4 protein-coding genes are annotated in these 3,406 nt (G+C 46.2%); 2 read left to right on the top strand and 2 right to left on the bottom strand.

Annotation, left to right across the window (positions count from 1 at the left end; translation table 11 throughout):
* Together JF818_RS08455 and JF818_RS08450 are read right to left on the bottom strand one after the other, a co-directional pair.
* Nucleotides 1-1,085, bottom strand: a 1,085-nt coding sequence (locus tag JF818_RS08455; protein WP_198891578.1) for an LON peptidase substrate-binding domain-containing protein, incomplete at its 3' end; no start/stop codon positions are given.
* A gap of 87 nt (nt 1,086-1,172) precedes the next feature.
* Nucleotides 1,173-1,814 (bottom strand): queuosine precursor transporter, encoded by a 642-nt coding sequence (locus JF818_RS08450; protein ID WP_198891577.1) that lies wholly within the window; start codon nt 1,812-1,814, stop codon nt 1,173-1,175.
* A gap of 158 nt (nt 1,815-1,972) precedes the next feature.
* Between JF818_RS08450 and arcC the strand changes: the two genes are divergently transcribed.
* Together arcC and JF818_RS08440 are read left to right on the top strand one after the other, a co-directional pair.
* Nucleotides 1,973-2,917 (top strand): carbamate kinase, encoded by a 945-nt coding sequence (arcC, locus tag JF818_RS08445; protein WP_198891576.1) that lies wholly within the window; start codon nt 1,973-1,975, stop codon nt 2,915-2,917.
* Nucleotides 2,907-3,406 (top strand): hypothetical protein (locus tag JF818_RS08440; RefSeq protein WP_198891575.1); only part of this gene is annotated, 500 nt, incomplete at its 3' end. The genes arcC and JF818_RS08440, both read left to right, overlap by 11 nt.

Below are 3,406 nucleotides of genomic sequence, written 5' to 3'. Positions count from 1 at the left end.
AGACAGATGATGGAACCCTTGGTGTCCTGTTTTTTCTTTCGTACTGCGAGGAACTCAAGGATACGATCCTTTACGTCCTTCATGCCGTAATGGTCACGCTCAAGGATTTTCCTGGCACTTTCAATGCTGAAGTTCTCAGGTTTTGGTTCCTTCCAGGGAAGGTCACTGATAATCTCCAGATAGGTTCTGGTAAGGGAATACTCGGGGCTGGACGGATCCATTCCCTCAAGTCTACCCATCTCACGGTCAACGGTCTCCTTCGCCTCATCTGATAGGGGAAGGTTCTTGAATTTTGTCTTCAAGCGGTTGATCAGATCGGTCTTGGGGTTTGTGGAAAGTCCCAATTCCTGTTGGATGGACTTCAGCTCCTCACGTAGGAAATACTCCCGTTGGTTCTTCTCAATCTTCTGGTTTACCCTGGCCTGGATCTTGGCCTGGACCTGGGCGATGTTTTGCTCGTTCTTGATAAATACCAAGACTTTTTCGATACGTCGCCGTACCACCAGGGTCTCGAGAATTTCCTGTTGTTGTTTTCTCTCTACATTCAGGATACTGGCGATGAAATCCGCCAATTTTCCTGGATGGTCGATATTGACCATGTTAAGACGCATCTCTTCACTGAAGAGTTGGTTGTTCTTAGTCAGCTGTTTCATTTCAGTGAGCAAGAGTCGAGTCCATGCGCGGAGTTCTTCCTGCTCATCTTCGATATCCTCAAGGTACTGAACCTCTGCGACCAGATAGGGGCCGCTGGGATAGTACTGTTTGGTCTCAAAACGCTTCAGCGTTGAGATGAAGATACTGATTCCTCCATCGGGGAGTTTGATTTTCTTAACGATTTTAGCAACAGTCCCTATCGTATAGAGATTTTTCTCTGAGTACTCTTCTTCGTCATTGTCTTCTTTGACAAGCAGAAGTCCAAGGAAGCCACCGTGCTTTATAGCCTGGTTGACGATTTCGACATCTTGGTTGTCAGTGATCATCAACGGGGTGAATAGTCCTGGGAACACCGGATTACCAGTAACCGGGAGTATGAATAGATTATTGGGAAGCAGTTGCTCAATCGGCATCAGTTCCTGTTCAGACATAGCGCCTCCAATATTACAAATACGTTCAGACAAGTGTGCAACTCGTCTGAACCAAAGGTACTCAATCTTTTTCCCAAAGGAAAGTCACTACTTCTGTTTTGCCATCCATTTTACCCCAAGATAACAGAGCGGGGTGTCGATAAGGGCAAAGAGTACTTTAAAGAGCCAATAGGGGATGATCAGGGAGAACACATAGGCAACGGTAAACTTAGGTGTGAGTTGGTAGAATGCGATAAACATAAAGATAACTGTATCGATGAACTGGCTGGTCATTGTACTGAGATTGTTCCTGAGCCAAAGCATTTTTCCCTTATTCAATTTCTTGAATTGCAGGAAGATTGAGATGTCAATTGTCTGGCTGATGGCAAAGCTGATAAGGCTTGCCAGGCTCATACGCATGCTCATGCCAAAAATTTGCTGATACTGAGTCTGCAGGTCCCATGTCTCATGTGGCTTGATCTGGACAAACAAGCCTGTCACCACAAACAGGATAACCAGCATAATGATGGAGTACTTTACGAAGATTGAGGCATGCTGGTGACCTTTTACCTCTCCTACAATATCGGTAACCAAGAAGAGCACAGGCATGAAAAAGATTCCTACCGATACCCTTACACCAAAGAGGCTGATAATTTTGCTTCCAACGGTGTTAACCACGATCATTCCTGTGATGTACAGGGCAAAGAGAAAGAACTCTTTTTTGTCCAATGCTGTTGTCTGTGTTTCCATGGGTTCCTCACTTAACTTTGCGCAAGTGTATCTGAAAGAATGGATATGGGTCAAATACCCAAAGAGGTAAATTGCTTGGTAAAGTTGTTGCAATTTGTTGCAGTCATGCTATGATTAGGATTGAACGCTAGTTCTGCATTAGTAAGGAAGGATTGAATATGGATAGTAAATTAATTGTCATTGCCATCGGGGGAAACTCCCTGATCGAAGACCCCAAGCATGTTACCGTTTCTGCCCAGTATGAGGCAGCCCGGAAAACGGCTGCTCATATTGCAAAATTGGTTAAGGCAGGCCATCGTGTGGTCATAGCACACGGAAATGGGCCACAGGTAGGTTATATCCTGCTTCGTGCTGAATTCTCCCGCTCCATCTTGCACACTGTTCCCCTGGATAGCTGTGTCGCAGATACACAAGGAGCAATCGGGTATCAGTTACAGATGGCATTGAAAAATGAGTTCAATCGCATTCAACTCAATCCCCAGGTCGCCACTGTGGTTACCCAGGTAGAGGTATCTGATGACGATCCTTCATTCCAGAAACCGACCAAGCCAATTGGTTCCTTTATGAGTAAGGAAGATGCACAATACCATATGGATAAGGACGGATGGGTCTGCACAGAAGATGCAGGTCGAGGGTATAGACGTATTGTTGCAAGCCCCAAGCCAAAAGCCATTGTGGAAATCGACACGATTCGAACCATGCTGGAGAACCGCATCATAGTTATCGCTGGCGGTGGTGGTGGTATCCCTGTTGTTCGAGATGAAGAGGGGTATCTTACCGGACGTGAGGCAGTCATCGACAAGGATTTGGCAGCAGCCCTAATGGCCAAGGAGTTGAAGGCTGATCTGTTTGTCATCTCTACTGCTGTTGAGAAGGTGTGTTTGAACTTTGGAAAACCTGACCAAAAGACGCTCGATACCATTACCGTAGAGGAAGCAGAGCAGTACATCAATGAAGGCCATTTTGCTCCAGGAAGCATGCTTCCCAAGGTGCAGGCAATTGTTGACTTTGTACGTTCCACCGGTAATGAGGGGCTTATCACAGACCCTGAGCATCTCTATGGTGCCCTTTATGAGGGTAAGGGAACCAAGATTGTCCGATAAAAAGCCCTATTTCAAGGACCGCCGCAGTGCTGTAATCAGCATTGCGGTTGTTGTGTTTCTTTTGGCCCTCGCAGTATTGGGAATTGACAGCAACAATGTCAGGCGACTGAGTGGGTATCAGAGACAGGCCTCCCTTTCCAGAGAGACGGTGGAAACGCAGATTTCTGAGCGTTTCAAGTATGCTGCAACACTTGCCTCACTGCTTGGGGACCAACGTCCGCTGCAAAAGGTGGTATCTGGCTTTGAGACTGCTGATACAGTCGAGAGACAGAGTGAGCTGTACCGTGAACTGGAAGAAGAGCTGGCAGTACTGCAAAAGGAACTCTATGCTGACCCCTCATACAATCTGTATGGACCCTATTTTGAGAAGATGTACGAGATCGAAAGTCTATTAGTTGATTCAATTGCAGAATATAATCTACATGCAGATTACTTCAACAGGCAGATCAAGGCCTTTCCTGCCAACCTGGTTGCGAAGAGGAATAATCT

Origin of the sequence: Sphaerochaeta sp. S2 (genome assembly GCF_016406725.1) — a bacterium.
Lineage (GTDB): Bacteria > Spirochaetota > Spirochaetia > Sphaerochaetales > Sphaerochaetaceae > Sphaerochaeta.
Note: the sequence above shows the minus strand (reverse complement) of the source record. Positions and strands in the feature narration are given on the sequence as shown.

Bases quoted from the DNA above. Each gene is read 5' to 3' on its own strand.
- JF818_RS08450 (WP_198891577.1), bottom strand. From the start codon at position 1,814: ATGGAAACACAGACAACAGCATTGGACAAAAAAGAGTTCTTTCTCTTT.
- arcC (WP_198891576.1), top strand. From the start codon at position 1,973: ATGGATAGTAAATTAATTGTCATTGCCATCGGGGGAAACTCCCTGATC.